General features: G+C 59.8%; 26 protein-coding genes and 2 tRNA genes. 6 read left to right on the top strand and 22 right to left on the bottom strand.

Going from position 1 to position 22448, the window contains the following annotated elements:
* Positions 1-117 precede the first annotated feature (117 nt).
* Positions 118-315 carry a hypothetical protein gene (locus ABOA88_RS02450; protein ID WP_196167921.1) on the top strand — a complete coding sequence of 66 codons (198 nt, stop codon included), beginning with the start codon at positions 118-120 and terminating at the stop codon, positions 313-315.
* 96 nt (positions 316-411) lie between these two features.
* Here ABOA88_RS02450 and ABOA88_RS02445 read toward each other — a convergent pair whose 3' ends face one another.
* The gene (locus ABOA88_RS02445; RefSeq protein ID WP_196167920.1) at positions 412-2499 is read right to left on the bottom strand and encodes a TonB-dependent receptor; all 2088 of its coding nucleotides are present in this window, start codon (positions 2497-2499) and stop codon (positions 412-414) included.
* Positions 2500-2983: 484 nt separating this feature from the next.
* Here ABOA88_RS02445 and ABOA88_RS02440 point away from each other — a divergent pair, with 484 nt between their 5' ends.
* Positions 2984-4270 carry an OprD family porin gene (locus tag ABOA88_RS02440; protein ID WP_196163310.1) on the top strand — a complete coding sequence of 429 codons (1287 nt, stop codon included), beginning with the start codon at positions 2984-2986 and terminating at the stop codon, positions 4268-4270.
* A 30-nt stretch (positions 4271-4300) separates the two neighbouring features.
* Here ABOA88_RS02440 and ABOA88_RS02435 read toward each other — a convergent pair whose 3' ends face one another.
* From ABOA88_RS02435 to ABOA88_RS02395, 9 genes are all read right to left on the bottom strand, one after another.
* Positions 4301-5965 carry an FMN-binding glutamate synthase family protein gene (locus ABOA88_RS02435; protein ID WP_367850631.1) on the bottom strand — a complete coding sequence of 555 codons (1665 nt, stop codon included), beginning with the start codon at positions 5963-5965 and terminating at the stop codon, positions 4301-4303.
* 119 nt (positions 5966-6084) lie between these two features.
* Positions 6085-7470, bottom strand: a complete 1386-nt coding sequence (locus tag ABOA88_RS02430; RefSeq protein WP_196167918.1) for a flavin-containing monooxygenase — start codon at positions 7468-7470, stop codon at positions 6085-6087.
* A gap of 92 nt (positions 7471-7562) precedes the next feature.
* On the bottom strand, positions 7563-7766 hold the full coding sequence (locus ABOA88_RS02425; RefSeq protein ID WP_367850632.1) for a hypothetical protein: 204 nt from the start codon (positions 7764-7766) through the stop codon (positions 7563-7565).
* A 67-nt stretch (positions 7767-7833) separates the two neighbouring features.
* Complete coding sequence (locus ABOA88_RS02420; protein ID WP_367850633.1) at positions 7834-8034, bottom strand: DUF3079 domain-containing protein; 201 nt, start codon at positions 8032-8034, stop codon at positions 7834-7836.
* 126 nt (positions 8035-8160) lie between these two features.
* Positions 8161-8236, bottom strand: a tRNA-Thr gene (locus ABOA88_RS02415).
* 87 nt (positions 8237-8323) lie between these two features.
* Positions 8324-8572 (bottom strand): hypothetical protein, encoded by a 249-nt coding sequence (locus tag ABOA88_RS02410; protein WP_196167908.1) that lies wholly within the window; start codon positions 8570-8572, stop codon positions 8324-8326.
* A gap of 21 nt (positions 8573-8593) precedes the next feature.
* A complete protein-coding gene (locus ABOA88_RS02405; protein ID WP_367850634.1) occupies positions 8594-8974 on the bottom strand; it encodes a hypothetical protein in 381 nt (126 codons plus the stop codon).
* A gap of 18 nt (positions 8975-8992) precedes the next feature.
* Complete coding sequence (locus ABOA88_RS02400; RefSeq protein WP_043211003.1) at positions 8993-9199, bottom strand: helix-turn-helix domain-containing protein; 207 nt, start codon at positions 9197-9199, stop codon at positions 8993-8995.
* Between the two features lie 9 nt (positions 9200-9208).
* Complete coding sequence (locus ABOA88_RS02395; protein ID WP_196167906.1) at positions 9209-9790, bottom strand: hypothetical protein; 582 nt, start codon at positions 9788-9790, stop codon at positions 9209-9211.
* Between the two features lie 448 nt (positions 9791-10238).
* Here ABOA88_RS02395 and ABOA88_RS02390 point away from each other — a divergent pair, with 448 nt between their 5' ends.
* Both ABOA88_RS02390 and mdtI read left to right on the top strand, forming a co-directional pair.
* Positions 10239-10598, top strand: coding sequence for a multidrug/spermidine efflux SMR transporter subunit MdtJ (locus ABOA88_RS02390; protein WP_070571999.1), 360 nt, complete (start codon positions 10239-10241; stop codon positions 10596-10598).
* The gene (mdtI, locus tag ABOA88_RS02385) at positions 10592-10909 is read left to right on the top strand and encodes a multidrug/spermidine efflux SMR transporter subunit MdtI (RefSeq protein WP_196167905.1); all 318 of its coding nucleotides are present in this window, start codon (positions 10592-10594) and stop codon (positions 10907-10909) included. Before ABOA88_RS02390 ends, mdtI begins: the two co-directional genes overlap by 7 nt.
* A gap of 223 nt (positions 10910-11132) precedes the next feature.
* On the opposite strand, the gene ABOA88_RS02380 is transcribed toward mdtI, so the two are convergent.
* The 5 genes from ABOA88_RS02380 to ABOA88_RS02360 form a co-directional block, all read right to left on the bottom strand.
* Positions 11133-12368, bottom strand: coding sequence for a methyltransferase (locus ABOA88_RS02380; protein WP_230387539.1), 1236 nt, complete (start codon positions 12366-12368; stop codon positions 11133-11135).
* Between the two features lie 127 nt (positions 12369-12495).
* Positions 12496-13185 (bottom strand): ABC transporter permease, encoded by a 690-nt coding sequence (locus ABOA88_RS02375; RefSeq protein WP_196167904.1) that lies wholly within the window; start codon positions 13183-13185, stop codon positions 12496-12498.
* The gene (locus tag ABOA88_RS02370; protein ID WP_196168090.1) at positions 13185-13877 is read right to left on the bottom strand and encodes an ABC transporter permease; all 693 of its coding nucleotides are present in this window, start codon (positions 13875-13877) and stop codon (positions 13185-13187) included. Before ABOA88_RS02370 ends, ABOA88_RS02375 begins: the two co-directional genes overlap by 1 nt.
* A 55-nt stretch (positions 13878-13932) precedes the next feature.
* Complete coding sequence (locus tag ABOA88_RS02365; RefSeq protein ID WP_043211016.1) at positions 13933-14685, bottom strand: ABC transporter substrate-binding protein; 753 nt, start codon at positions 14683-14685, stop codon at positions 13933-13935.
* A gap of 11 nt (positions 14686-14696) precedes the next feature.
* The gene (locus tag ABOA88_RS02360) at positions 14697-15470 is read right to left on the bottom strand and encodes an ABC transporter ATP-binding protein (RefSeq protein WP_196167903.1); all 774 of its coding nucleotides are present in this window, start codon (positions 15468-15470) and stop codon (positions 14697-14699) included.
* A gap of 605 nt (positions 15471-16075) precedes the next feature.
* Here ABOA88_RS02360 and gabP point away from each other — a divergent pair.
* Positions 16076-17476 carry a GABA permease gene (gene gabP, locus ABOA88_RS02355; protein WP_070571997.1) on the top strand — a complete coding sequence of 467 codons (1401 nt, stop codon included), beginning with the start codon at positions 16076-16078 and terminating at the stop codon, positions 17474-17476.
* A gap of 132 nt (positions 17477-17608) precedes the next feature.
* Here gabP and ABOA88_RS02350 read toward each other — a convergent pair whose 3' ends face one another.
* Positions 17609-18052, bottom strand: a complete 444-nt coding sequence (locus ABOA88_RS02350) for a hypothetical protein (protein WP_070571996.1) — start codon at positions 18050-18052, stop codon at positions 17609-17611.
* Between the two features lie 90 nt (positions 18053-18142).
* Positions 18143-19150, bottom strand: a complete 1008-nt coding sequence (gene ppk2 / locus ABOA88_RS02345; RefSeq protein WP_230387538.1) for a polyphosphate kinase 2 — start codon at positions 19148-19150, stop codon at positions 18143-18145.
* Positions 19151-19327: 177 nt separating this feature from the next.
* On the opposite strand from ppk2, the gene ABOA88_RS02340 reads away from it, so the two are divergent.
* Complete coding sequence (locus ABOA88_RS02340) at positions 19328-19882, top strand: sce7726 family protein (RefSeq protein WP_196167902.1); 555 nt, start codon at positions 19328-19330, stop codon at positions 19880-19882.
* 183 nt (positions 19883-20065) lie between these two features.
* Here ABOA88_RS02340 and ABOA88_RS02335 read toward each other — a convergent pair whose 3' ends face one another.
* The 5 genes from ABOA88_RS02335 to ABOA88_RS02315 all read right to left on the bottom strand — a co-directional run bounded on the left by ABOA88_RS02335 (position 20066) and on the right by ABOA88_RS02315 (position 22363).
* Complete coding sequence (locus tag ABOA88_RS02335) at positions 20066-20767, bottom strand: beta family protein (protein WP_367850635.1); 702 nt, start codon at positions 20765-20767, stop codon at positions 20066-20068.
* A 23-nt stretch (positions 20768-20790) separates the two neighbouring features.
* Complete coding sequence (locus tag ABOA88_RS02330) at positions 20791-20958, bottom strand: hypothetical protein (protein WP_367850636.1); 168 nt, start codon at positions 20956-20958, stop codon at positions 20791-20793.
* A 250-nt stretch (positions 20959-21208) separates the two neighbouring features.
* Entirely contained in the window at positions 21209-21529 is a 321-nt protein-coding gene (locus ABOA88_RS02325; protein WP_196167900.1) for a hypothetical protein, read from the bottom strand.
* A gap of 79 nt (positions 21530-21608) precedes the next feature.
* Positions 21609-22070, bottom strand: a complete 462-nt coding sequence (locus ABOA88_RS02320; RefSeq protein WP_196167899.1) for a DUF4234 domain-containing protein — start codon at positions 22068-22070, stop codon at positions 21609-21611.
* 217 nt (positions 22071-22287) lie between these two features.
* Positions 22288-22363: transfer RNA gene (locus ABOA88_RS02315), tRNA-Phe, on the bottom strand.
* Positions 22364-22448 lie beyond the last annotated feature (85 nt).

Raw genomic sequence — 22448 nt, 5'->3', positions numbered from 1 at the left:
GGACGATGGCATACCTCTTGTATTGTTTTTCAGGTGTTTCAGTCAGATAGCGATCTGCTGTTCTGTAATAAAACCAACGTAAGTTAGCCGCTCACGGCACCTGGAGTACCTGTGGACATGAATGCAACAAGTGAGTCGGCTATGCCTTCCTCGGTGATGGATCATGAATCGCTCAAGATTCTGGCTCAATGGTTGAAAAGCCATGGAGGCTATCGATTCAAAATGGACGATCCACGGCGTCTGTTGGATGGGCGATATCCGCAGGGCCTGATCAGCGAGGCTGAGCTGGAAGCGTTGATGGCCGTCTGGCACTGATTGGGTGCACGCTCGCTCAAACGAAAACGCCACCGTGACTATCGCGGTGGCGTTTTTTTTCGGTCTTGGCTGGCCAGATGAGAGCGTGTACCCGAATCAGAAGCTGTAGGTACCGGTCACCACCAGGCTGCGTGGATCACCGAACTGGATTTGGCTGGCACTGGTGGCCGAGCTGTAATAGGTCTTGTCGGTGAGGTTGCTCAAGGCCGCGCGCACATCCCAATCGTGGGTGCGGTAGCCCGCCAGGGCATCCCAGCGGCCATAGCCGGGCAACTTGACGGTGTTCTGGTTGTCGGCGTATCGATCGCCTACCAGCGTCAGGCCGGTTTCGGCGTACCAGCCGAGTTCTGGTTTCCAGGTAACGAAGAGGCTGCCGTTGCGCTTGGCCACATCATTGATGCGGTTGCCTTGCTGGCCATTGTTGTCCTTGACGATGGTCGCATCCTGCACCCCCACGCCGCCGCGCACATACCAATTGCCGGTGACATTGCCCGTGACGGTCAGCTCGAGGCCTCTTGAGCGCTGCTCGCCGCTGAGCTGGATGAGCTCGGGGTTGTTCGGGTCGCGGGTACGGCGGTTGTACAGCTCCAGTTCGTAGAGGGCGAGCGTGGTGCTCAGGCGTTCGTCGAACCAATCGCTCTTGACCCCGATTTCCTTCTGTCGAGTGAGCTCCGGGCCTGCATCGTTGCCATTGCCCGGAGCGCCAGGTGTGATGCCGATCAGACCTCCACCGACCGGTGAGAAGGTCTTGCTCCAGGACGCATAGAACGAGTGCTCGCGCCATGGGGAATAGACCACGCCCACGCGCGGGCTGGTGCTCGTGCTCTCCTGGGTTTCCGTGAGGTTCTTCACTTTGCTCGTGGTCTGCACTTCGAAGCGATCGAGGCGCACGCCTGCCAGCAACTGCCATTGATCGTTCAGGCGGATCTGGTCCTGCACATAGAGGCCCGCGCTTTCCACGCGGGTGTGGTTGTTGCTCGATATCTTCAGCGCACCGGTGTGCTGGTGTTGTCCACTGGAGCCTCCCAGCGGTACGGAGGGTACGCCGACCCCTTGATGCAGCAACGAATTGCGGCGCTGTTCGCCCAGCTCCAGGCCCACCAGCAGGGTGTGCTCGAGGTCGAAGGTTTGCAGATGACCTTCGGCCTCGAAGGTATTGAACAGATTGCGGGTGCTCAGGTCCTGTTGCCAGCGCTGGCGATTCACCAGGCCGGTGGAAGGGGTGTAGCCGGTGAGGTAGGTGTTGTCGAAGTCGCTCTCCAGATTGAACAGGCTGAACGTATGACGCAGTTGCCACTGGTCATTGAGCTCGTAGTTCAGGCGCGAGCGCAGCGACTGGGCACGGTCATCGATGAAGTCGCGCTGGGTATCACCGTAGGTGGTGTGACGGCTGACATCGACGGGGCGCCCGGTCTGCGGATCGCCAGGAATGCCGCGGTCTGGGGTGCGGTTGTAGCGGCTGTACTCGTATTGCACCAGCCAGTTCAGCTGCGGGGTCAGCTGCCAGCTCATGGACGGTGCGAACAGTTGGCGGCTGCCGTCGATGCCGTCGCGGAAGCTGTTGTTGTCTTGGTTGCCGAGGTTCAGGCGCAGGCTGAGGGTATCGGTGGGGTCGGCATTGAGGTCGGCATACAGGCTGCGCAGGTCTTCGCTGCCTCCCTGGGCCTCGATGCTCGAGCGCCGGCCGTGCTCCGGGGCCTTGCTGACCCGGTTGACGATACCGCCCTGGCTGCCACGGCCATAGAGCACCGCCGCCGGCCCCTTGAGTACTTCGACCCGCTCGATGTTGTGCAGGTCGCGCACGTATTGGCTGTCATCGCGTACGCCGTCCAGATAGAAGTCGTTGCTGGCGTCGAAGCCACGGATACGCAAGCTGTCGAAGCGGGTATCGGCACCACTGCTGACGTTGGGAATGCCCTCCAGTGCCTTGCCCAGGCTGAAGCTGCCGTAGTCGAGGACGTTGCGGGTCTTCACGGTGTCGATGGCCTGCGGCACGTAGCGAACCGGGGTAGATGTACGTGTTGCCGTGCTGACTTCATGAACCCGAGGGTTGTCGTCTTCGCGCTCGCGGTCGGCGGTGACCGAAAGCTCTGGCAGGGTGGTGGTGGCGGCATTGGCCAGGCTTGCTCCGAACAGCAGCGACAGGCCAAGGGATAAAGAGGGAAGGTGGGAGGGTACCGACATTGAGCATCCGCAAAGCAATAAATGAAAATTGGGTGCGGATAATAACGAGTGTTATTAGTGTTTGGTTGGGTAATTTGTAAGGGGTTGTCTTTACAGGTGTTTCAGTTTGTAAAAAATACTCAACCCATTTTCGGGGCCAACAAGCGTGTTGGAAGCACAAGGTCGCAACACAAGGCTGGCCGGCGCCATAGGGAAAAAACCTAATGCTGTACGGATTTGTCCGGAAATACCCGTGTTGTAGCCGTGAATCTGGTTATAAGCATCTGCCGTTCACGATTTTTTGACATCTCGAATCAGGCAGGGCTAGGATTCGCCCAACGCCTGCTGGCCATGACTTGGCCATGCTGCTGCACAAAGCCCGCTGTATGACACAAGACGGGCTTTTTTCAGTTGTGGATCCGCATAGCGTCGAACCTACGAAGGGGCGTTGGTTCCTGGCGTCAGGTTGCAGGGCGTTTAAAAATTCAGAAATAAGGAAAACAAGATGTTGAAAACCAGGATCAGCCTGGTCGCTCTGGCGATGATCGCCGCGACCCAGGCCCAGGCCAACGACCAAGCCGAAAGCAAGGGCTTCGTCGAAGACAGCCAACTGAATGTCTTGCTGCGCAATGCCTACATAAACCGCGACTACAAAGACGGTAACAAAGACAAAGCCGAATGGGGCCAAGGGGTCATCGGTACGTTCTCGTCCGGCTTCACCCAAGGGACCGTTGGGGTTGGTGTCGATGCATTCGGTCTGTACGCCGTGCGCCTGGACGGTGGTAAAGGTCGTAGTGGCGCGGGAGGCATCGACTTCTTCAAGCAAGGCGATAGCGGCAACGCTGCGGACGATCTCTCCAAAGGCGGCGCAGCGGTCAAGTTCCGCGTCTCCAACACTGTACTGAAGTACGGTGACCAGATGCCTGCGCTGCCTGTTCTGAACTACGACAACGCGCGTCTGCTGCCGGAAAGCTACACCGGTACCTTGATCACCTCCAAAGAGATCAAAGGCCTCGAGCTGAACGCCGGTCGCTTCACCGCCGAATCGCGCAAGAGCGCCGAGGGCCGTGACAGTGGTGGCCTGAAGTCGATCAACGTGTTGGGTGGTAGCTACAAGTTCACCGACCAGTTCACCGCCGCTCTGTATGCCTCCGACGTTGAAGACGTGCTGAAGAAGCAATACGTAGGCGCCAACTATGTGTTCCCGATCAGCAAAGACCAGTCCCTGACCCTGGACTTCAACGGCTACCGTACCAAGCTGGACAACTCCTATGTCCGCGAACACAACGTGACCGGTGACGACAACAAGATCTGGAGCCTGGCGGCTACCTTCGCTACCGGTCCGCACTCGTTCACTCTGGCTCATCAGCGCTCTACCGGCGACAGCAACCTGGGTTACGCCTACGGCGGCTACCAGAAAGGCCAAGACCGTTTTGGCGATGGTGGTAGCACCATCTTCCTGGCCAACTCCTACTGGTCCGACTTCAACGCCGAAGACGAGCGCAGCTGGCAGCTGGGCTACGGCCTTGATTTCACCGCCTTTGGTGTTCCAGGCCTGACCTACAACGTTGCGTACGTTCGTGGCGATAACATCACCACCTCGACCAGCACTGGCGGTACCGAGCGCGAAATCTTCAACCAGCTCAAGTACGTGGTACAGAGCGGCGCTGCCAAGGACCTGAGCGTCAAGCTGCGCAGCTCCGTCCTGCGTGTCTCGCAGAAGTCCAGCGAGTACAACATCAGCGGCAACGAAGTTCGCGTCTTCGTCGAGTACCCGATCAACGTCTTCTGATCCCGCACTCGCGTCCCGAACAGCCCCGGCTTATGCCGGGGCTGTTTCTTTTCGGCGTATCGCTGTCACTGGCGCGACGCTGTCTGCGATTTGTGGCGCGAAGCTGTCGCTGCGAGCCATTTGCCACATCCGCCCATAGAACTCGTTCTCGATCGACCCTCCGAGCAATTCGCCGGGCTTGAGGAACTGATGCAGCTGTGAAAACAGGCTGATCTCGCTCGGGCTGATGCGCCGTGCCAGGTGCTTGGGCTTGAGCTCCGACGGATGTTCCAGGCCCGCCGCTGCAAGCATCTCGGCCAGGGCATGCAGCGTATTGCGATGAAAGCTCGCCACTCGCTCGGCCTTTTCCGGTACCACCAGGGCGCGTTGGCGCAGCGGATCCTGGGTGGCCACACCGGTGGGGCACTTGTTGGTATGGCAGCTTTGCGACTGAATGCAGCCAATGGCGAACATGAAGCCACGTGCCGAGTTGACCCAGTCAGCACCGATGGCCAGCGTACTGGCGATATCGAACGCACTGACGATCTTGCCCGCTGCGCCGATGCGCACGTGGTCGCGCAGATTCAGGCCGACCAATGTGTTGTGCACGAACATCAGCCCTTCACGCATGGGTACGCCCATGTTGTCGCTGAACTCCCGAGGCGCGGCACCGGTGCCTCCTTCCTTGCCGTCGACGACGATGAAGTCGGGCGTGATCCCGGTGGCCAGCATGGCCTTGGCGATGGCCATGAACTCCCAGGGATGACCCAGGCAGAATTTGAAGCCCACCGGCTTGCCGCCAGACAGCTCACGCAGGCGGGCGATGAAGTGCAGCAGCTCCAGCGGCGTGCGGAAGGCACTGTGGGCGGCCGGCGAAATGCAGTCTTCGCCGACCCGCACACCACGGGTGGCGGCGATCTCGGCGCTGACCTTGTGCCCTGGCAGGATGCCGCCATGACCGGGCTTGGCGCCTTGGCTGAGCTTGAGTTCGATCATCTTCACCTGCGGATCGCGCGCCTGTTCGGCAAAACGCACCGGGTCGAAGCGGCCCTCTTCGGTACGGCAGCCAAAGTAGCCGCTGCCGATCTCCCAGATCAGATCCCCGCCGTGTTGGCGGTGATAAGGGCTGATGCTGCCTTCGCCGGTGTCGTGGGCGAAGCGGCCCAGGCGCGCGCCTTTGTTCAAGGCGCCGATGGCATTGGCGCTGAGCGCGCCGAAGCTCATGGCCGAGATGTTGAAGATCGACGCCGAATACGGCTGTCGGCAGTGCGGGCCACCGATGTTGATGCGAAACGACGCCGGGTCGGGCGTCTGCACCGGTACCATCGAATGGCTGATGAATTCGAAGCCAGGCTTGTAGGCATCGTTGAGTGTGCCGAAGGCCTTCTCGGCGCTCTCGTTCTTGGCGCGGGCATAGACCAGTGAGCGCTGCGAGCGGGAGAACGGCAGCTTGTCGTCGTCGCCCTCGATCAGGTACTGGCGTATCTCCGGGCGAATGGTCTCGATCAGATAACGGATGTTGCCCAGGATCGGGTAGTTGCGGCGCACGGCATGATGGCTCTGGCGCAGGTCATTGAGACCGATCAGGCTGAGCAGGGCAGTGAGCAGGGTGAGCGGCCAGAGCCAGCTGTGCTGGGCAAGAAATGGAATGCTGGCGAAGGTGAACAACAGGCAGGCGGCCAGGCAGGCGTAGCGGGTAGGGAGCGCGTCTTTCATGGGTCCATCGCTGACAGGATGACCCGCACTAGGATAGGCAAAGGCCGCGCGCGGAAAACCAGGGGATTCGGTAAAAGACTATTACCTGCGCGCGGCTTGTGTTCAGTCGTGGGCGCGCATCAGCGCTTGTCCTGCCTCAGGACCTGGACGTCACCGGGCGCTGCGGTCTCGCGCAGGTATTCCTCCAGCGAGTCGTCCAGCGCCTGCAGCCAGCGAGTATGGTGCGGCACCGCAGCGGTACCGGTCATTACCGAACGGTAGGAGCGGTCCCGATAGCCCATGATGTCGTGCTTCTTGTCGTGCTTCCATTTGAGGAAGATGCGGTTGACTGCATCGATGTCGAAGCTTGGGTAATCGGTTTGTCCGATCAGGTGCTGGATGTAGCGACCCTGGAATTCGTACATCGAGGCGGTGCTCTCCAAGGCCTCTTCCTCGGCACGCCAGCGCGCACTGTCGGCCTGCATGGCGGCGTGGTCCGGCAGTTGGATGCGGCCAAGCATCAGATCACGGGCGAACCAGGCCTGGGCATCGAACAGGTTGAAGCTGTACCAGAGGTCTTGCATGCCCAAATACAGCAACTGCGGGTTGGCTTCCCAGACCACGCCTTGGTAGAGGCCCAGCGGCCATAGGCGATTGTCGGTGCGCAGGGCCAGTTCGTCAGGCAGGAACGGGAAATGATGCTGGTAGCCGGTACACAGGATGATCGCATCGGCCCGCTTGCTGGAGCCGTCGGCAAAGTGCGCCACGTCGCCTTCGACTCGCTGTAGCTGCGGTCGCTCTTCCCACCCTTTGGGCCACTGGTAGCCCATCGGTTGGGTGCGATAGGCGCTGGTGATCGAGCGGGCACCGTACTTGTAGCACTGCGAGCCGATGTCCTCGGCCGAGTAGCTACTGCCGACGATCAGCACGTCCTTGCCGGCGAACTCCAATGCATCGCGAAAATCGTGGGCATGCAGGATGCGCCCTGAAAAGCGCTCGAAGCCCGGGAACGACGGGACGTTCGGTGTGGAGAAATGCCCGCTGGCCACTACCACGTAATCGAACACCTGCTCGATGCCTTGATCCTGGGCGTAGTCATGGGCAGTGACGGTGAATGTGCGGCTCTGGTCATCGAAGCGCACGGCCTTGACCACGGTGTTGAAGCGAATGTACTGGCGCACTCCGGCCTTTTTCACGCGGCCCTGGATGTAATCCCACAGCACCTCGCGGGGAGGGTACGAAGAAATCGGCCGACCGAAATGCTCATCGAAGCTGTAGTCGGCAAACTCCAGGCATTCTTTCGGGCCGTTCGACCAGAGGTAGCGATACATGCTGCCGTGGACCGGTTCGCCATGCTGGTCCAGGCCGGTGCGCCAGGTGTAGTTCCACATGCCACCCCAGTCGGCCTGTTTTTCGAAACAGACCACTTCAGGCATGGGCGCGCCCTTGGCATGGGCGGATTGGAAAGCACGCAGTTGCGCCAGGCCTGACGGGCCGGCGCCAATGATGGCAACGCGAATAGTCATGAGGATGTCCTGTAAACACGAAAAAAGGCAAAACGTCCCCAACCCCGAACGGCAAAAGGCCTAGGGCTGTGGATGGGTGAAGACTTCAGGTGTCAGCAGGCAGGTGGAGGCACGGGGCGCTTGCGCTTGTGCGCCAGCAGCATGTCTCGAGGTGGAATCGACAGCGTATGGAACAGCGTCGAGAGAGGAGAGCAGCCGAGGGTGGAGCGGACAACGGCATGGAAGGGCCCGGTGGCCTTGCCAAGCAGAGCGGCAAGCGGGCCATGGGACCGATAGATACGTGTGATCTCGTGCATGGGGGCTTGTAGTGCCTCTTTTCTTTATGGGTGCCTTTTTAGCTATAACGCATCGAGGGAAAGCATTTCAAGGTTTGTCATTGGCACGCGGCAGTAGCGCCTGGTTCTGCTGGTGCTGCCGCTCCCAGTCTTCACCGAACAGCTCCGCCGGATGCTGGGTCCGTTCAGAACCATTGCCACAGGCCAGCGCTTTTGCCGGGCAATACAGGTCGCAGCCCCAGCAAATGCGCTCGGGGTGGCTGGGGTTGTGTGGGAATTTTTTGGCCATGGCGCATGCTCCGTTCTGGCCTGGGGATTTCAGGCTAAGGGAGATGCGGTGGGAGAGGTTGATGGGCGTCAATGGCGGAAATAAAAAAGGCCCACCGTGAAGGTGAGCCTTTTTTGATACTGCGTATGGTGCCGGCACCAGGAATCGAACCCGGGACCTACTGATTACAAGTCAGTTGCTCTACCAGCTGAGCTATACCGGCAATGGGGCGTCATTATAGCGATCGGTTGGCGCGTGTAAACCTATTCCTTCCAATAGGTTACGCCATTGCCGGGAAAGCAGCGTTTTCCTACCAGCCGCGGTGGATGCTGTTGACGCTGGGCTCGGCCTGGGCGGGGTTGAAGAACAGCTTGTCGTTGTCGCAGCCGCGCTTGCGACAGGGTGTTTCGGCGCGCAGGGGCAGGCCTCTGTCGCCGCCCAACTGCATGCCGGGCATGTCCCAGTCGAGGGACGAGGTCTTGGGCGAGTGGGTGCTGCTGGCGCAGCCGGCCAGGGCCAGGGCGCAGCACAGCAGGGCAAAGGGCTTGGTCTGGATCACGTTGTCGATGTCCGTTCTGGGTCAGTCGTTGTTCAGAATTCGCTGGATGGTGCCCCCGCAGGCCATGTAGCAGCTGTCGTAGTCAGGCTGGCATTCGGAGCCTGTGGTGTTGAAAAACGGATAGCTGGGATAGGGGCAACTGTGACGCGTGTTCTTGTTCGGCTTGCTGTCCTTGCAGTACTGGTAGGCCCTCAGTTCGGCCTGGTACAGGGCGCGCTGGCTGTTTTCTTCCAGACGGGCCAGTTGTTTGCAGTGATTGCGTTGCATCGCGCATTTGTTGATGCAAGCAAGCCCATGCGGGCTGGGCGGTGGCGAGTACCTATACGTGTAGGAGGGGCCGCAGCCGCCGAGCAGCAGGCTCGCCAGCACCAGGGCGGCGAAGCGTTGGTATGGGGTGTCCACGGGTACAACGGTCCTTGATCATTCCTCGCTGAACTCCAGCAGGTCGCCCGGTTGGCAGTTCAGCGCGCGGCACAGCTTCTCGAGGGTCTCGATCTTGAAACCCTTGATCTTGCCGTTCTTCAGCAGTGACAGGTTCGCTTCCGTTATGCCGATGATTTCCGCCAGGTCCTTGGAACGGATCTTGTTCCTGGCCATGACGACGTCGAGGCGGATGATTATCGGCATAGGGGGCGGCTAGACATAACAGTTGTGTTCATCGCTGAGGGTCTTGGCGTCACGCATGAGCAGCGAGAAGGCGCAGAGCAGGATGCCTTTCATGATCTCGTAGACAGCCTCGGATGATACACCGATCGACACGACGAAGCTCCTCTCCCCGGTGGGCAGGTCGATGGCCAGGGCCAGGCCCTGGAAGGTATCGATCACTGGCCACAGCAGCGGAGCGCCGATGCACAGCAGCCCGACTCGCCAGAGCATGCGGATGTTGGCCAGGCTCCAGGTGTGCCCCTTGGACAAGCGCAAGAAGAACAAGCCAGTGAGTAGCAGGCTCAGCACCGAGAGCCCGGTCGGGATCATCTCCAGCGCCAGTACCAGACCCATGGCCAGCCTCGAGGGCTGGTAACCGTCTTCCAGGAGCAGAGGCATGTTGATGCCATGGCCCTGCAGGTAGGCCGCGACCGTGTCGGGATAGTCGAAGACCCAGAGCAGCGGTGTGCCGAAAAGCTCGACCGCGCCGGTGGCCCAGGCCAGGAAAGCGGCAAAGACGCCGATGATGCGCAAACGCGAACGCGCGTAGGCCACTGATCTGCTGTCGTTCATGGGGTGCCTCCGTACTGTGATGAACGGGGCGGATTATTGGTGAAATATTATCGTTACACAATAATTAATTTCATTTTATTTTGGGTTGGCGACGCTTTGCCGCAGGGGAGTCAGTCACTTGGTAGCGGCAGCGTTTTCCAGGGTGTGAATAATATAATTTACGAACCTTTCAGCAGGCTTTACGGGGCTTTTTCCTGACAAGGCCTGTTTAAGCGCGAAATTTCATTAGTCTTAGTCTATCGTTTTGACTTATTCGATCAGCTCAGCTAATGTTCTGTTCATTATGTTGAACAGAAAAGCTTTCAAGCTCCTCTCCACCTCCCGCCTGGTTTCCCGTGAGCGTCACTGGACCGGCGATCTCTAGCCCCTCCCTCGACCTGCAGCCTTAAACGTTGTGTCTCGTGCCGATGCCTGTGCGCTCGGCCGCTGTCGCCCATGGGAGGGCACCATGCGTTCCTGGATCTATTTGTTCGTCGCGATCACCGCTGAGGTGATCGGTACGGCGTCGATGAAACTCGCTGCCACACATTTCCCCGTCATGGGGCATGTCGTCATGTACGTCATGATCTGTCTGTCGTATTTCTTCCTGGCACTTGCGGTAAAGCGTGTGCCGGTTGGCGTGGCTTATGCCTTGTGGGAAGGAATCGGTATCGTCCTGATCACCTTGGTCAGTGTGGTCTGGCTTGGTGAAAGCCTGGGCTGGACCAAGGCCCTGGGCTTGGCAGTGATGATCGCCGGCATCCTGCTGGTCAAGGCCGGCACCCGCAGCACGCCTGCTGTGCGCGAAGCGGAGGGCCTGCCATGCTGATTCCCTTTGCCTGGCTGGGTTTGGCCATCGTGCTGGAAGTATTGGCTAACCTGCTGCTCAAGTACTCGGACGGTTTCCGTCGCAAAGGCCTGGGTCTTGCCTCGATCCTCAGTGTATTGGCGGCGTTCACCGCTTTGGCCCAGGCCGTTCAGGACATCGAACTGTCGCTCGCCTACGCCATCTGGGGCGGCTTTGGCATCCTGGCGACCGTGGCGATGGGTTGGGCGTTGTTTGGTCAGCGTCTGGCTGGTCGCGGATGGCTGGGCCTGGCTTTGCTCTTGGTCGGCATGAGCCTGCTGAAAATGGCCTGAAAATAACGCGATCGGCGCACGTCCGGCGCGTTTATGCACAAGCGGCATGCCAGCATTGCGCGAAAGGCATGCCACTTGACTTATCCGTCGGTCTTTGCGCAAAGGCCTGTTTTTACTGGTATTGACTCGCTATCTGGAATAAGCGAACACGCTGAAATAGCGATTGGATCCCCGTTTTCGTGATGTTCATCACAAGCTTGTTCACAGAGTTATCCACAGGCTTTCAACTGGACGGCGCGGTTCCTTTGCGCTCGGCAATCAACAGCAGATTGCGAGGCGTGAGGGGGTAATCGCAAAACACACCCATGCGCACGTCATAGCCGCGCTCGTGAAGAAACAGGGCCCGGTCCAGTACCAGCCACATTTCCAGCGGGCGACGAAACAGGTTGCGCAGCAGCTCCAGATTGCGCACCTGTGCCAGGCGTTGCCAGCCGGCAGCCTCCAGCGCCGTCCAGTCGGGCGCCTGATGTATCTCGACATGCCGAAGTTCGGCCAGCTCGCGACAATACTGCTCGAAGGGCTTGTCCAGCCAACTGGTCGGCAGCGAGGGCGTTGGCAGGTACTCGTTGATGGCGCGCTGCTGGCGTTGCAACAGGTCAAAGCCCAGGCGGCGTGCCATCGAGATGTCACGCTGACGTCGGACACGGGCGCTGGAAGTCACCGCCTCGTTGAGCGGCAAGCCCAGGTCTTCCTGGCTCAACTGCAAGGCCGAGGCCTGGGCTGCCGAAGACATCGGCTGATAGGCCTTCCCCGGAATGCGGTTGTAGCAACAGGGCGCGACGGCGATCTGTGGACAACCTTGCTGGCTGGCCAATTGCAGCAGCCGCACATGTAACTCACCACACGCATGAAGGGCGACGGCGCTCTTGCCGCTGTCCAAGTGACGGTGGCTGTCTGGTGCCAACACATCTTGATGGACGTGGGTGGCCGGCAGGTGGTGATGTTCGCTCAGGGCGCTTCCCGCAGTGACCAGCTCGGCGTCGTACTCCAGGCAGGTCAGCCGTTGGCCGGGCTGCAGTAGGCGCCGGCCCAGGTGGCCTTTGCCTGAACACCAGTCCAGCCAGTGACCGGTGGGCTGGTGGAAGGCCAGGCGACGGGTGAAGGCTTCGATCTGTTGCCACTTGCGTCCCGGGACATTCACGTCGAGACGATGGCCGGCCGGGTGCAGGCCGGCATCGGGCAGCTCGCCCAGTGCGGACAACTGCGAGGCGCGAGCGGCCAGTTGTGCGAAGGGCGCTGGCGCCGGCAGCTGTTCGGGATGCTGCTGGGCGGCTTCGGCCTGCTCCAGGGTGCGCTGGCGCAGCCAGGTGGCCAGTTCGGGGTGTTGGGCCTCCCAGTCCAGATGCAGCTGGGTGAACGGGCGCGGGCGCCATAAGTGCTGATGCTGGAGAAGGAAATGGTCGAGAGCCTGGAAGCGCTCGAGCAGGTGAGGGCCGTGAAGGTAGGGGATGGTTTGCATTCAAGCACCGCAGCGCTGTTGGAAGGGGAGCGCGTTGCGCTCCATCGCAGGCATCGCCAGCGCCTACAGGTTCAGACGATGCGGAGCCTGCGGTGGGCCGCAAGGCGGCCCCCGGGTTTTTACAGTCTCAACGCCCCTGGCAGGCGTCCACGCGCAACCAGCGCTCGAGCACCTTGAAGCCCTGGACCAGTACGAAGGAAATGACCAGGTAGAACACGCCTGCAGCAAAGAAGATCTCCACCGGCAGGTAGGTGCGGGCGATGATGGTCCGCGCCATGCCGGTCAGCTCCAGCAGGGTGACGGTACTGGCCAGGGCACTGGCCTTGAGCATCAGGATCACTTCGTTGCTGTACGCTGGCAGGCCGATGCGCGCGGCGCGCGGCAGCATGATGTAGAACAGGGCCTTGCCCCGCGACATGCCCAGCGCCCGTGCCGCCTCGATTTCGCCTTTCGGGATGGCCTGCAATGCGCCACGCAGGATTTCGGCGATGTAGGCGGCGGTGTGCAGGGTCATGGTCAGCACGGTGCACCAGAACGGATCGCGTAGGTACGGCCACAGCGCGCTGCTGCGCACTGCATCGAACTGGGCCAGGCCGTAGTAGACCAGGAACAGCTGCACCAAAAGCGGCGTGCCGCGGAAGAAGAAGATGTAGCCATAGGGCACTGCGCGCACATACCAGTGGCGCGAGGAGCGGGCGATGCCCAGTGGAATGGCCAGGATCAGCCCGGCGATAACTGCGATGGCGACCAGCTCCAGGGTCAGGGTCGCGCCCTGGGCCAGGCGTGGCAGCCACTTGATGATGACTTCCCAGTTCATTACTCGGCCCTCACGAAGCCGCGAGCGGCACGTTTTTCCATGAAGTGCATACCGGTCATGGCAATGATGGTCAGGCTCAGGTAGATGCACGCGGCGACCGCATAGAAGGTGAACGGCTCCTTGGTCACGGTCACGCCGATCTGCGCATGACGCATGATTTCCTCGAGGCCGATCACCGACACCAGTGCCGTGTCTTTCATCAGGATCATGAACAGGTTGCCAAGGCCGGGCAGGGCGATGCGCCACATCTGCGGCAGGATGATCTTCGAGAGGATGCGGCCTTTGGACAGGCCCAGCGCCAGGCCCGCTTCACGGTGCCCTTTGGGGATGGCCAGGATCGCGCCGCGGAAGACTTCCGTGGCGTAGGCGCCGAAGCACAGGCCCAGGGCGATCACGCCAGCGGCGAATGCGCTGAGCTCGAGGCCCGGCATGTTCAAGGCCTCGCCGAGGCTGTTCATCAGCCCGACGGTGCCGAAGTAGATGAGCAGTACCCAGAGCAGTTCGGGCACACCGCGCACCAACGTCGAATAGGTGCTGCCAAGCCATTGCAGTGGCTTGGCTGGGGATGTCTTGGCCAGGGCGCCGAGCAGGCCCAGGACCAGCCCCAGCAGCAGGGCGCAGAGCGCCAGTTTTACGGTCATCAGGGTGCCGGCCATCATGGCCGGACCGAATCCGTGCAGGTCGATATTCATGGGCAGGTGCATTCAAGGGACCGGCGCCGCGCAAGGCGGCGCTGGTCTGGGTGAATCATTCGATGCTGAACGGGAAGTACTTGTCGTTGATCTTCTTGTACGTGCCGTCGGCCTTGATTTCGGCCAGGGCCTTGTTCAGCTTCTCGCGCAGCGGGTCGCCTTTGCGCACGGCAATGCCGATCTTGTCGCTGTCGACCACAGGCTCGCCCTTGAACTCGAAGTTCTGGCCGTCCTTGCTCTTGAGCCACTCGTACTGCACGTACTTGTCGGCCAGGATGCCGTCGATGCGGCCGGCGATCAGGTCCAGGTAGGCGTTTTCCTGGGTGTCGTAGAGTTTGACCTCGACGTCATCGCCGTAGTTGTCCTCCAGCCAGGTGCCGGACAGGGTCGCACGCTGGGTGCCGATCACCTTGCCCTTGAGCGAAGCCTTGTCGGTCTTGAAGTCGACGTTCTTCGGGGCGATGAACTGCAGCTTGTTGGAGTAGTAGGGGTCGGTGAAGTCGACGGCCTGCTTGCGCTCGTCGGTGATCGACAGCGACGACACCAGGAAGTCGAACTTCTTGGCGTTCAGCGCAGGGATGATGCCGTCCCAGTCGGAGGTGACGACCGAGCACTCGACTTTCATCTTGGCGCACAGGGCGTCGCCGATGTCCTTGTCGAAGCCGACCACGTTGCCGCTGGCATCCTTGTTGTTGAACGGCGGGTAGGCCGCCTCGATACCCATGCGCAGTTTTTCCGCGGCCATGGCATTGGCCGAGAAGACCAGCGTGGCGGCAGCGGCCAGGAGGAATTTCTTATAGGTCTGCATGTGTTGCTCCGTTAGCGGTGGCTGGACATGAATTGCTTGCAACGCGCCGAGGTCGGGTTTTCGAACACCTGCTGCGGCGATCCCTGCTCTTCGACCAAGCCCTGGTGCAGGAAGACGATTTCACTGGACACCTGGCGGGCAAAGTTCATCTCGTGCGTCACCAGCAGCATGGTACGGCCTTCTTCGGCCAATGCGCGGATAACGTTAAGCACTTCCTGGACCATTTCCGGATCGAGCGCCGAGGTCGGCTCGTCGAACAGGATGACTTTGGGCTTCATGGCCAGGGTCCGGGCAATGGCGGCGCGTTGCTGCTGGCCACCGGAAAGCTGGGCGGGGTAGCTGTGGCGCTTGTCGTGGATGCCGACCTTGGCCAGCAGAGCCTCGGCGGCCTCGATGGCCTCGGCCTTGCTCAGGCCCAGCACGCGACGTGGCGCCTCGATGATGTTGTCGAGGATCGTCATGTGCGGCCACAGGTTGAAATTCTGGAAGACGAAGCCGATTTCGCTGCGCAGACGGTTGATCTGGCGGTTGTCGGCGGCGATCAGGTCGCCGGTCTTGGTCGCCTTGAGCTTGAGCTCTTCACCGGCGACGAGGATCTGCCCCTGATGGGGATTCTCCAGCAGGTTGATGCAGCGCAGCAGGGTGGACTTGCCGGAACCGGACGACCCCAGGATCGAGATCACGTCACCGTCGCGAGCGGTCAGAGAAATGCCCTTGAGAATCTCCTGCTCGCCGTAGCGTTTGTGCAGGTTGCGGATTTCCAGCGCGGGCGTGGCCTGGGCCATGTGCGGTCCTCATGTGTTCGGGTGCGTTCCCAGCTGTTGGCGGCCTTCCTGGCGAGCGCCAAGCTAGCATAGCGGCGTAATGGCGGCCAACCAGGTCGCAGGTGGCTCGGGTCGCTGGCGGGATACTTTGTCGCATCGTTGCAGCGGACTGTCGCGAGGATGTCCGCGCGCACGTCTCCAGCACCGGAGCCTTGATGAAAAAAGGCGCGATGGTGCCAGCTTTGGACGTGCCTGGGAAGCCGTTTTTGGCCGGGTAGTACTTTGTGCGTGACTGTGCAGGGCCTGGGTTGCTCCTCAAGGTTGCACTTTCGGTTGATCGTTTTTTGTGCACGGGTGTTACCGTGGGGCACCTTTGGTGCATTTGTAAGTGGGTATTTCAGTAATCAGGGCCTGGCAAGAAATTTTGACGACCTTTCGGTCAAGGCGTGGCCGAAAGACCTGCAAGGCCCGAAGCGCTTGGCCATCAGCGAATTCTGACGAACGTGATTTGCGGCTGGCCCGCTTATTGCCATACGGAAACCACCGAATGCAGCGACGCCTACACCAACCCCGGGCGCGCTTCGTTTCAGCATTTCGGGTGGTCCACTCCTTACAAAGGTAGTTTTATGAGCGGTAAGCACAATTCCAATGACCTCGCTCAGGGGCTCAAGCAACGGCATGTCACCATGCTGTCCATCGCAGGCGTAATCGGCGCCGGTCTGTTCGTTGGCTCCGGCCACGCCATCGCTGCGGCAGGTCCTGCCGTCCTGCTCGCCTACGCTGCGGCGGGCACCCTGGTGGTGCTGGTGATGCGCATGCTCGGCGAGATGGCCATCGCCTCACCGGATACCGGTTCCTTCTCCACGTATGCCGACCGCTCCATCGGGCGCTGGGCAGGCTTTACCATCGGTTGGCTGTATTGGTGGTTCTGGGTCCTGGTGATCCCGCTGGAGGCCAATGCCGCGGCGGCCATCCTGCATGCCTGGTTCCCCGCTGTGGACCTCTGGGCCTTCTCGCTCATCATTACGCTGGCGCTGACCCTGACCAACCTGTGCAGCGTGAAGAACTACGGTGAGTTCGAGTTCTGGTTCGCCCTGCTCAAGGTACTGGCCATCATCGGCTTCATCGTCGTTGGCTGCGTGGCCATGTTCGGCCTGGTGCCCAATAGCCAGGTCAGCGGTGTCAGCCACCTGTTCGATACCCAGGGCTTCATGCCCAACGGTCTGGGCGCGGTCCTGGCCGCGATGCTGACCACCATGTTCTCGTTCATGGGTACCGAGATCGTCACCATCGCCGCCGCCGAATCGAAAGACCCGGGCAAGCAGATCAGCCGTGCCACCAACTCGGTGATCTGGCGTATCTGCCTGTTCTACCTGGTGTCGATCTTCCTGGTCGTGGCCCTGGTGCCATGGAACGACCCGGCCCTGGCCGAGACTGGTTCCTACCAGACTGTCCTGAGCCGCATCGGCGTGCCGAACGCCAAGCTGATCGTTGACATCGTCGTGCTGATCGCCGTGACCAGCTGCCTGAACTCGGCGCTGTACACTTCTTCGCGCATGCTGTTCTCCCTGAGCAAGCGCGGCGATGCGCCGGCCATGGCGCAGCGCACCACCAAGGCGGGCACTCCGCACTGGGCGGTCCTGCTGTCCACCGCGGCGGCGTTTCTGTGTGTGTTCGCCAACTTCGTGGCTCCGGCTGCGGTGTTCGAGTTCCTGCTGGCCAGCTCCGGCGCCATCGCGCTGCTGGTGTACCTGGTGATTGCCGTGTCGCAACTGCGCATGCGCAGCCAGCGTGAAGCTCGTGGCGAGAAGATTGCCTTCAAGATGTGGCTGTTCCCGGGGCTGACCTGGGCCACCATCGCGTTCATCATTGCGATCCTGGTGGTGATGGCGTTGCGCGAAGACCATCGCGCCGAGATCATCGCCACCGCATTGCTCAGCATTGGCGTGGTCGCTGCCGGCCTGCTGGTGCAGCGCAAACGCAAGGCCGAAGGCCAGGCTGCTGGTCAGGTGGCGCTGGATAACTGATCCGGGCTGTTGAAACAAACAAAGGCCGTGTCCTGTGAAGGGCACGGCCTTTTTATTGGTCTGTATCGGCGTTTTCGCAGGTAAACCCGCTCCCGCAGGGCTTGTGGGACGGGTTTGAGCTACCGGCGATCTTCAGCCGAACTGCTTCTGCTGTTGCTGCTGCTTGGCGACCGCTTCGGAGGCTGCCACATAGGCCTCCTGGAACTCGTCGCTCTCCAGCCAGGCCATGGTGGCGTCCTCGTCGGTGCCGTCGAGCCATTTGCGATAGGCAGTGAAGACCATGACGATGTAGTCGGTGGCGTGTTCTTCCTTGTGGCCCTTGAGCACCAGGGCCAGCAGTGGATCGACCAGGAACACCGAGATCATCGGCACCAGGCCGTTCTGCTGGGCTTCCTTCATTTTGTCGAACAGGCTGTTGTAGCTGCCCGAGTCCATGGCTTTGTTGAAGACTTGCTCGACGCTGGCGCTGTCGCCGGCGCTGGCCTTGACCGCCTGGCCGCTGCGCACCATGCGGTTCTGCTTGGCCTTGGTGGCGGCGCGCTTGGCGCGTTTTTGCTGCTTGGTGTTGGAGGCCATTGGGGCGAGTCCTTGGGAGTGTCTGGAAAAATGCGCGTATTGAAGCGTAATTGCCGGAGAAACCCAAGGGGCCGGCTTGCGGCCCAAGGCTCAGCTGACGAGTGCGGGAGGCTCATCCTCCTCGAACCCCCGCGAGGCGCGTCCGACCAGCAACGGATCTGGCGCATGGGCGATGCTATGGTCCTTGCCCGGGTAGTCCAACGAATGCAGAAAATGCCGGATGCAGTTGATCCGCGCACGTTTCTTGTCGTCGGACTTGATCACCGTCCACGGCGCATCGGCGGTGTCGGTGTGGAAGAACATGGCTTCCTTGGCAGCGGTATAGTCGTCCCACTTGTCCAGCGACTTGATGTCGATGGGCGAGAGCTTCCAGTGCTTGAGTGGATCGTCTCGGCGTGAGATGAAGCGGCGCAGCTGCTCTTCGCGATTGACCGAGAACCAATATTTGAACAGCAGGATGCCGCTGTTGCACAGCATCCGCTCAAGCTCCGGTGCCTGGCGCATGAACTCCAGGTACTGCAATGGCGTACAGAACTCCATCACCCGCTCGACGCCGGCGCGGTTGTACCAGGAGCGGTCGAAGAAGACCATTTCGCCCGCGGTCGGCAGGTGCTGGATGTAGCGCTGGAAGTACCACTGGCCCTTCTCCTGCTCGGAGGGCTTTTCCAGGGCGACGATCCTCGCCCCGCGTGGGTTCAGGTGTTCCATGAAGCGCTTGATGGTGCCGCCTTTGCCCGCCGCGTCGCGGCCTTCGAACAGAATGACTACGCGTTGGCCAGTTTCCTTCACCCAGCTCTGGACCTTGAGTAGCTCGATCTGCAGGGCGTGCTTGGCCTTCTCATAGTCCTGGCGGCGCAGGCGCGTGCGGTAGGGGTAGCTGGCCGGCAGGCGCGCCGAGGTGCTGTCTTCATTGCTGCCGCGTCGGGCGGTGGCCACTTCCAGCGCTGCCGGCTGCTGGCTGATGGCGCTGATGCTCGGCTCTGGGGTGGTCTTGGCGGCAGACTGGCGTCTGCGAGGTGGGCGGTTGCGGGCGATTGGCGTGATGCTGGGCGTCGCATCGGCGGTGGGCGGGAGTAGAGGTGTGGCGTCGTCGCTCATGGCAGTCCTTTGGGGTCGGTTCGAATGTCCACCCGATAGGCTAGGGCGCTTTAAGGAGCGGCTATTTGATATTGATCAAGGGTGCCTGGTTTAGTCTTTTCAGTAGTGAAGCGCTGTAACACTTCACTCGCCCGCTCTGCCCGTCTAGGTGTGAAGCATTACGGGGGCGGAGCTATAATGCGGCGCATGTTGAATCCAGACGAAATTCGCCCTCTCCTTAAGCAGTGGATCAGGAATGTGATGCCACATGAGCCCGGTGATGTCTTCATCGAGGAGCTGTGCTTCATTGACAAGGCCAGGCGCGCAGACCTTGTGCACGCCAATGGGAAACTGAGTGCCTTCGAGATCAAATCCCATGCCGATACCTTGACGCGCTGGGCCGGACAGCAGGAGGCCTACCTGGCGTGTTTCGATGAAGTGTGGCTTTGCTGTCATTCTCGACACTTGGTCAAGGCGTTGGAGCTCTCAGCTGCAAGTGTTGGGATCTTGATTGTCGATGACTTCTCAGGAATGGCCTTGGTGAGAAAGGCTGGGCAAAACAAGCGACAGGATAAATTTCATCTCACAGGATTCTTATGGCGAGAGGAGCTGGATAATCTAGCGCGCGCGCATGGCATCGGGATAAAAAGCAAAGACTTGATAAAAACAGTGCGGCGCATGGTTAGCGACGCACTGACAGTCAGCGATATCCGCAGTTGTGTGCTGTCTGTTTTGAAGCGGCGTTACGCTTAAAGAAGATCGTCGATTTCGTCGGGGTCTATCGAGCCGGCTGCAATGTCTTGTTGGTCCGCAATGGATTTCAATATTGCGCAAATATGTTGGTTTATACGGTAGCCATTCCAGGTGCCGTTGTTTCCATATCCAGCGTTTGTAATCTCGATTCGCGCGTATTCTCTTGTTGCCCAGCAAAAATCATCACCCGTGATAACCGGGTAGGCGTCGTATTTCTTTGGCGATATCGATATAGTTGTTAAATTCTTTATCGCCACCTTTTCTACGTTGCCACCATTCCGTGGGGGTGTAATAGCAGCCGAAGGGGAGTACGGGCATGCCTATTACATATTCCATCGGTGCCGTGGGATTGGTCGCTGCATAATCTCCGTAGACAATGTTCGCGCCGGGCAGGTTCTGGTTGATTGTCGATTGCCATGCCACATCGTAACAGGTGGCAGAGCGAGAGCTGTTAGAGGCGGGCTTGTCGATAGGGAAGGAAGTGCTCAAAAGCACTATCGAGCTAGGCGAGTAGGTATTCAGGCTCTTGAGCAAGCGGTCGAAGTCTGAACCGGCTGCGGTGCTGGATGGGGCGGAGGCTATGAAATCAAGGATCACATGCGCACCGCTTGGGCGAGCGAGGGAATCCATTATCGAGAGCAAGCGATTGCGTGAAGTCGGAGTCGGCTTTTCTGGGCAGAACATCCTGATAGCAATTGCGTTGAACTCACGCTCCAGTGATAAGGCTAATTGAATGACATCTCGTTGAGAGTCATCATCGGACCATGAGACGACAGGGATGATGGTAGGGTTCGTCGCTTGAATATTCTTAAAGAATGTCTTTTTTATGTGAAAAGCATTCAGGGGGTTGTGCAGATCATGAGTGGTGATGAAGCTTTCCTGCACATCTTTCTTTCCTCGGGAAATGTCTAGAAAAAAGGATGGTCGGTCCAGTCTTTTAGAAAGTTCTGGAGGTGTCTGTCATCGTTCCCTCTCATATCCAGAAGCGGTGTGAATAAATTCCGCCTGGCGTGTTCGAGGTTGGTCAGTGCTTTAATATCGTTCAGGCCGACGCGTAAACAGGCGGCGTATTTCATGCTGCACTCCTTGCAGCTATGGGCGGTCGTGGCTGGGCGCTAACGATAGCCGAATCATGACATGGCTAGAGTGCAAAATTGTTTGCCGATATTTCGCTCGATATGCTTTTTTAACGATGCCTGCGAATGAGTAGGACGCCTCCGATACACCTGCCGACAATTTAAACGCTTATTGCGTTTGTATTGTCACTTGCCGTGTTACACCCATGGGCCATATGGCCATGGGTGCAAACGACCTATTCGGCTAGCCTCAGGCTGCGCTCAGCGCCGGGATCTGCAGGCCAAGCTTGGCGGCGGCGTAGTCCATGTCGCCCTTGGAGATCGACTGGGCCTGGAAGCCAGCCCCGATCAGGTCCTTGATGTACAGCTTGTTGTAGATGAAGCAGAACACCAGCGAGCTCAGGCCCATGGTGAGCATCTGCAGTACGAACTGGATCGCACCGAACTTCCAGTCACCACGGAACAGCGCCGGGAAGAAACCGAAGAAAAAGGTGGTCCAGGAGAAACCGACCGGGGCTTCTTTCAGCGCGCCGGTTTTCGGGTTCTTGAACATGATCGACGTGTAGGCCATTTATCTCTCCTTGTATGCCCGCTTTTCAAAGCATGGGCGGGCTGACATGCAAATCCTTGTGCCGGTTGGCGTTCGTGGATCAGAGCTGTGTCGGCTGCGCATAGATCGGTTGCTGGCGCTGCGCGTTCTCGCCCAGTTCGTTGATGCAGTAATTGATGTAGTACGCGTTGAACAGGAACGTGTAGAAGGCGTTCATCGAGAAGTAAGGCTGCTGCTGGGCGTTGGCGTAAGTCATCAGCAGGCTGCGGGCATTGAATGCCCAGACGATGAACAGCACGCCGCTGGCGATGCTCAGCAGGGCGCCGATGCCGACCAGGAAGGGTTCGGGGTTATCGATGAAGACCCCGCTCAGGCCCATGCAGACGCAGATCCAGATAATGTAGGTCTCGCTGCAGACGGTCTGCCCTGTGGCTTCGCGCAGGTGTTGGTTGGTCTTGTACAGCCAGATCAGCAGGTACAGGCCGCCGGTGGCCGCGCACAGCAGTACCAGGTGCAGTGTCTTGCGATTGACCTTGTTCATGAGTTCGGCAGGGGATGTCATGGCGCTTCCGATTTTCGAGAGGAAAAAACGGGCTGAGGCATCGGCTGTCTGATGAGGCATTCCTTGCTCAACCATCGTCCTTGGGGGTGTGCGCTGCAAGGCGGGGGCAGCGCGGCGCGAATGATAGCATAAGGCTATTTTGACGCCAGACTTTCGTTGCAAAAGTCGCGGGCATTAAAAAACCCCAGGTAACTTGCGTTACCTGGGGTTTGGCACTTGGTGCCCAGAGACGGAGTCGAACCGCCGACACGAGGATTTTCAATCCTCTGCTCTACCGACTGAGCTATCTGGGCGACGGGGCGAATTAAAAAGGTTTTCAGACCTTCCGTCAACGACTTTTTGAAAATTTTTTAAATTAATTCCGTCGCTTACGTTTTT

This window comes from Pseudomonas sp. PKS (genome assembly GCF_051913525.1).
In the GTDB taxonomy this organism is placed as follows: Bacteria; Pseudomonadota; Gammaproteobacteria; order Pseudomonadales; family Pseudomonadaceae; genus Aquipseudomonas; species Aquipseudomonas guariconensis_D.
The sequence above is the reverse complement of the archived record's forward strand: the minus strand, read 5'-3'. Positions and strand labels throughout refer to the sequence as shown.